This is a genomic window from Sulfurovum sp., assembly GCF_041551015.1.
Lineage (GTDB): Bacteria > Campylobacterota > Campylobacteria > Campylobacterales > Sulfurovaceae > Sulfurovum.
Genome location: NZ_JBFENQ010000119.1, coordinates 1 through 5,438, shown reverse-complemented (window position 1 = coordinate 5,438; position 5,438 = coordinate 1). Strand labels below are relative to the sequence as shown.

At 34.6% G+C, this 5,438-nt stretch carries 6 protein-coding genes; all 6 read right to left on the bottom strand.

What is annotated here, in order from left to right:
* Positions 1-26: 26 nt before the first annotated feature.
* Positions 27-215: a hypothetical protein gene (locus ABZC96_RS07970; RefSeq protein ID WP_373030306.1), complete on the bottom strand. Its 189-nt coding sequence runs from the start codon at positions 213-215 to the stop codon at positions 27-29.
* Positions 205-1,464 carry an OmpA family protein gene (locus ABZC96_RS07965; protein ID WP_373030304.1) on the bottom strand — a complete coding sequence of 420 codons (1,260 nt, stop codon included), beginning with the start codon at positions 1,462-1,464 and terminating at the stop codon, positions 205-207. Before ABZC96_RS07965 ends, ABZC96_RS07970 begins: the two co-directional genes overlap by 11 nt.
* 4 nt (positions 1,465-1,468) lie before the next feature.
* Positions 1,469-2,575 (bottom strand): MotA/TolQ/ExbB proton channel family protein, encoded by a 1,107-nt coding sequence (locus ABZC96_RS07960; protein ID WP_373030302.1) that lies wholly within the window; start codon positions 2,573-2,575, stop codon positions 1,469-1,471.
* 121 nt (positions 2,576-2,696) lie between these two features.
* Positions 2,697-3,452, bottom strand: a complete 756-nt coding sequence (locus tag ABZC96_RS07955; protein ID WP_373030301.1) for a hypothetical protein — start codon at positions 3,450-3,452, stop codon at positions 2,697-2,699.
* 422 nt (positions 3,453-3,874) lie between these two features.
* Positions 3,875-4,894: a tRNA 2-thiouridine(34) synthase MnmA gene (gene mnmA, locus ABZC96_RS07950; RefSeq protein WP_373030300.1), complete on the bottom strand. Its 1,020-nt coding sequence runs from the start codon at positions 4,892-4,894 to the stop codon at positions 3,875-3,877.
* Between the two features lies 1 nt (position 4,895).
* Positions 4,896-5,366 (bottom strand): hypothetical protein, encoded by a 471-nt coding sequence (locus ABZC96_RS07945; RefSeq protein WP_373030299.1) that lies wholly within the window; start codon positions 5,364-5,366, stop codon positions 4,896-4,898.
* Between the last annotated feature and the right edge of the window lie 72 nt (positions 5,367-5,438).

The following is a 5,438-nucleotide window of genomic DNA, read 5'->3' as shown; positions in this document are numbered from 1 at the left end:
TAAGGTAAGAATAAAAAATATTGAAGTTATTTATGCTTATATAGTTCTTCGGGTAACACAAAAGGATTAGTTTTAAATAGCCCTAAAAACTTTTTCCACAAAGATATTTGATTAAGAGCATCATCCTGTTTTTGGTATCGTTCAGAAGATAATACATGTCTGCCCAGTTTAGCATTTGCCTGCTGAAGATGCACAGGTTTAAAATCATTGCGCATCTAAAACCTTTTCTATCTCATGCATCGCATCTTCATTCTTCAATCTGAATTTAATCTCTATACGTCTAGATGCATTTTTATCTTCTACTCCATCTACTACAATAGCATCCTGATAAGCTCTACCTGAAGCTATCATAAGCGGTTGAATATTGTGTTTCTTCGTAAAATCTAAAGTGAGTAAATACTCCATTACTGCTAGTGCACGTTTTTGAGAAAGGTTCAAGTTATAGATATACGATCCCACACTGTCCGTATGTCCTTCAATAATAATTTTATCGAGATGTGGTTTGATATTTTGATTTGTAACCAAAGTACCTATATACTCTTCAAATGCTTTTTCAAGCTCTACTTTAGCTTCTGGCTTCAGTGTTGCTTCTCCACTTCCAAACAAAATGTTGGAAGCGAGTCTAAGTGATCCAGTATTTTTATCGATATCGATCTTATCGCCCAATGCTTCTTTAAGTGCAGCCACAACCTGAAGCTTTATACCTGTCAAAGATTTTATCTTCGCTTTTTGTGCCTGAAGGTTTTCCACCAATGTATCATACTTTGTCTTCTTTTCATCAATAGCATTCAGAAGGGCTAAAAGTTTTTCATCTTTTATTTTCACTGTATCCTTCGTTTCACTCAATTCATTAGAAAGTATGAGTACTTTTCCTTCGTAGTCTTTTAAACTTTTTGTCGTTTTATCTAATTCATTTTTATTTTTATCCAGTAGATCTTGGACAAATACTATTTTATTGCTAAGTAGATCCTGTTCAGCCTTTGCCTCCATTAACAGCCTATTCAGCTTTTCTATTTCAGATATTTTTAGCTTGAACATTCTTTCATTTTCAGCCAATCTGAGTTGATCTTTTGCAATACGTGCATTTTTAAGCTGAAGTTGCTTTTCTGCTTCACTCAATTTAATTTTGTCTTCAGCAATACGCGCATTTTTCAATGTAAGTAATCTATCTTTTTCAGCTAAAAGTCTTTCATCTTCACTAAGATAGCTGTCTTTTTCAGCTATAAGTGCCTGACTTTTTGCCAAACTGTCACTTAATTCATTCAAAGTATTTTCTTTAGCTTTAAGTGTCTCAGATAAATTTGATAGCTTCTCTTCTTTTGTATGCAGGTCAGACTTCAAGATAACAGACTTTGATACGATCGCACCAATAAGCAAAATGAAAACAAAGAGTAATCCTGCCATCAAGTCGGCATATGATATCCAGAAATTACTTTCTGCGTTCGTATTGTCTTTTCTAAACATATTTTTACTTTTCTTGCTGTTTTAGTGTTGCCATGTTTTCAAGTATCTCTTCATTCTGTTCAGAGATGATACGTGCAAATTCAGCAAGCTTTTCTACAGCCTGCCCCAGTTCTTCATCTATTTTCTCGAAAGTATGGTCTACTGAATCATCAAAACGTTCCATAGATTTTTGAAGGTTTTGAGCATTTTCATTAAACCCTTCAATATTTTTTTCCATAGCGGCAACTGCATCAATACTCGCTTGTCTATGGTGTATATTTCCAAGTGTATCTCGTAATTCAGAAGAAGCTTCCTGCATATGTACAGTCAACTTTGTAAAACTGTTAGTTGTATCATGCATGATCGTTGTAAAGTTTTTAAGATACTGATCATTCAACTCTTTAATAAAATCCATGTTGAATGTCTCTTTAAGTGTCTGAACGATCTGTTGATCTTTAAGCTCACTCTGCATATGCTCATGTTTGATAAGTTCAGATCTTTTCCATACACGTTGACCATACAGTTTTTCCATATCAAAGATCCGTTTATCTACTTTTGCAATACCTCTTTTTTCAAAGTATGTCCAGATAAGAGAAAGCATAATACCGTAGATAGATGCATAAAATGCAGTACCAATACCAGAAAGAAGTATAGATATCTCACGGTCAAGTGAGCTAAGATCTTTGACTGTAAAATCAGGCATAGACAAGGCAATAGCAATAAATGTACCCAAAATACCCAACATAGGGAAAACAGAAGGAGCTACACGTGCAAAATTGTCATTACGAATATCCTGGTAGTACTCAGAAATAAAATCTTTAATATGCAACGTAGATTTTGTTTTACCCATAATTGTCAATGCATTATCTCGCAATGCCGACTGCAGGTCCTCTTCCATTATGAAAAAAGATCCTTTCATATGACACACCGCATAATTTGCATTATGTTTTACAAAAAATACAAATACAACAAATATGAATGCCACTATTCCCAAAGTATGCGTTTCAACATTGACAGGGAATATACCCAAATAAGCAAGTACCAATCCTGCCAAAAAAAGAAAAGGTATCAATAATATTGCAAAAGAGTGTGAAGTACATGGAGTTGAATTTTGTCTGTCAAATTGTTGCATGAAGCATCCTGGTAAAATTTAATTGAGCCATTATATCCAAAATCCTTAAATGAAGATATACATACTCTTAAATCATTGAATTTCTTCTCTCATTATGACTTGCTATTTATGATAGTTTACTTTAGAAGACGGGATCACCGGTTTCATTAATATCTTCTGCTTCACTGGTTACGTTAGATTCAGTTTCTTTTTCGGCTTCAATTTTTTCAGTAACTGCTTCTACTTTATTTTCAATAGTCACAGGATCAATGACGACTTTTGGAGAAAAAGGTGTTACTTTTTTTGGTCTTTTCTGCCTTTTCTTTAAGGCTTTGTTAATCTCAATAAGTCCCACTTCATGACTACACAGTTTATCATAGTTTTGCATATCATGTTCAAGCATTTCATTTGTATAACTTTCGATCAATTTATATTTTTTGGAATACATATTTTTTCTGGCATACGCTTCTCTTGCAATTTCTACACCTCTTTTAATTTCAGGAGAAAGAACTTTTTCGTAAGCTGATCTTGCATCTTTGTTTTTGTCTTCATCGCCACCTGAATATAATATTTTAGCTCCATCTGTAATATTTTTGACTCCAAATGCTTGACTTGTAGCATCAAAAACTTTCATATACATTCCATCTTCTTTTTTAGCTTTTGTCAATGGTCTGTCTAAATAGTGTTGGCACTGTACATCCGATTTAATGATAAACTCATCCATTAAAGCATTTCTATTTTTTTTATTGGGGGAAACGGTATCCATAGTGATAAGAAATGAAGATCTATTTGTCTTAAATCCTGTTACCTGATCTTTTTTCTCTTTAGCAGGTTGTCCACAACCTGAAATAAGCAACATAATAGCCAAACCAATCAAATACTTATTGCTGATTTTCATACTTATACTCTTTTTGAATTTTTATTAAACATGCTTTTAATAAAGCGCGGGATTATATTGAAACTACTATAAAAAGTATATTAAAGCATTCTATACCTTAAGTCTTAGAATAAATACAAATATCAAAGGGTACCACCACCCTATTATTTAATGTATTAAAGCTATTACTTCACAAAAAGGCACATCTAGAACTTCAGGTATCACCCACAAGACATGTATAAGGTGTTTCATACTTAGAGAATGTAACTTCTCTCTCAATAAAGTATTAAACAGCATGGGATAGTTTATCTACCGGTCTATATACTCAAATAGAGAGTGGAAACTTCTTCCCTCTTCTCTACTTACTTCATATACCAATGCTTCTACAGGTATGTTATATGGCCACTATTCTTTTATCACTTAATCACTGTACTTAGAAAGACCTAACAGATCACTCCGCCGCCAATTAACTTGTCATCTTCATAAAATGCTGCTATCTGTCCTTTTGCGAGTCCAAATACCGGCTCTTCCAATACAACTTTGGCTCTGCCATCATTGATCACTACATGGCAAGGTACTGCAGAAGTGCGATAACGCACTTTTACCGTACAGTCAAACTCTTTTAAGTCTTTAAAAAGATTGATCTGTTTCACTTCAAATTCATTTTCTTCTAGTTTTTCTTTTGTACCTACAACGATCTGATTTGTTTCAGGTTTAATATCAAGTACAAAATGTGGGTCATGTGCACCATTAACAAAGAAACCTCTACGTTTTCCTACAGTGTAGTGCATATATCCTTTGTGCGTACCAACTACGTTTCCTTCGGTATCTATGGTTTCACCAGGCATATCTATGTCCATATGCTTTGCCAATACTTCATCATATGTATTTTCTACAAAACAGATCTCAGAACTCTCCCTTTGTGTAGCAAAGTCTTTAAGCACTTCTATATTGGCTGCATATGCTTTTACATCATCTTTTACCCATGTACCCAGAGGAAAAAGCAATCTAGGGAGGACTTCTTTCTTCACTTCACAAAGAAAATAACTCTGATCTTTATTTGGATCTTCTGCTGTATAGATGAACTCACCGTCACACTTAATGTAGTGCCCCGTAGCTACATAATCTGCACCTATGCTATCTGCAAATTCAACCATCTTTCCAAATTTGATAGTACGATTACACATGACACAAGGGTTGGGGGTGAGTCCATCTTTGTAACTATCTACAAAATAGTTGTAGACCTGCTTATCAAACTCTTCACTCAAGTCAAGAAAATGAACCTTTACACCTAAATACTCACCTACTCGTTGTGCTTTAGCAAAGTTCTCTTCATGATAGCCCGGTTTCTGATGGAGTTTCATATAGACACCCTCTACTTCATAACCCTCTTTTTGTAAGAGTATAGATGTCACAGTAGAGTCTACACCTCCACTCATACCGACTAGTACTTTCTTTTTCATATCAATTCACTTTCTTTATTTGTATTGCTATCTCTTCATCTACATTGACTAAAGAGCCCTCTGCTATCATTTTATCCTCTGATACAAGCGTTACTTTTTCTAAATCTAGATGTGTAATATCTATCTTAGCCCCTATTTCCAACGCTTTACTTTGCACTGTACCAAAAGAGATCTTTAGGGCTTTATATTTTTTACTATCAAACTCTCTAATCGTATCTTTCTTCAAATAGGAAATTTCTGCTCCATGCGCATTTTCCATAGGTTTTAGTCGTGTATTCGCACAGATAGTATCTCCATCCACCAACAAGAATTCCAATGTATCAATCCCTATAAGAAGTATGTCATCTACACTTAATTTTTTAAGCTTGTTACTGCGTACAGTGACAAGTGGCAGTGTTAACTCATACGTAGGATAAGATGTATGCTTTTGCATCATCTTCGCTAAATGAAGAGCCTGCGTTTCATGCTTCATCCAAGTCCCCGATAAACTGCTCTAAAAGATACTCTTTGGAAGCAACCATAAGATCATCCGGTACCTCCTGTC

Coding starts and splice junctions, on each gene's coding strand:
- ABZC96_RS07970 (WP_373030306.1), bottom strand. CDS start 215: ATGCGCAATGATTTTAAACCTGTGCATCTTCAGCAGGCAAATGCTAAA.
- ABZC96_RS07965 (WP_373030304.1), bottom strand. CDS start 1,464: ATGTTTAGAAAAGACAATACGAACGCAGAAAGTAATTTCTGGATATCA.
- ABZC96_RS07960 (WP_373030302.1), bottom strand. CDS start 2,575: ATGCAACAATTTGACAGACAAAATTCAACTCCATGTACTTCACACTCT.
- mnmA (WP_373030300.1), bottom strand. CDS start 4,894: ATGAAAAAGAAAGTACTAGTCGGTATGAGTGGAGGTGTAGACTCTACT.
- ABZC96_RS07955 (WP_373030301.1), bottom strand. CDS start 3,452: ATGAAAATCAGCAATAAGTATTTGATTGGTTTGGCTATTATGTTGCTT.
- ABZC96_RS07945 (WP_373030299.1), bottom strand. CDS start 5,366: ATGAAGCATGAAACGCAGGCTCTTCATTTAGCGAAGATGATGCAAAAG.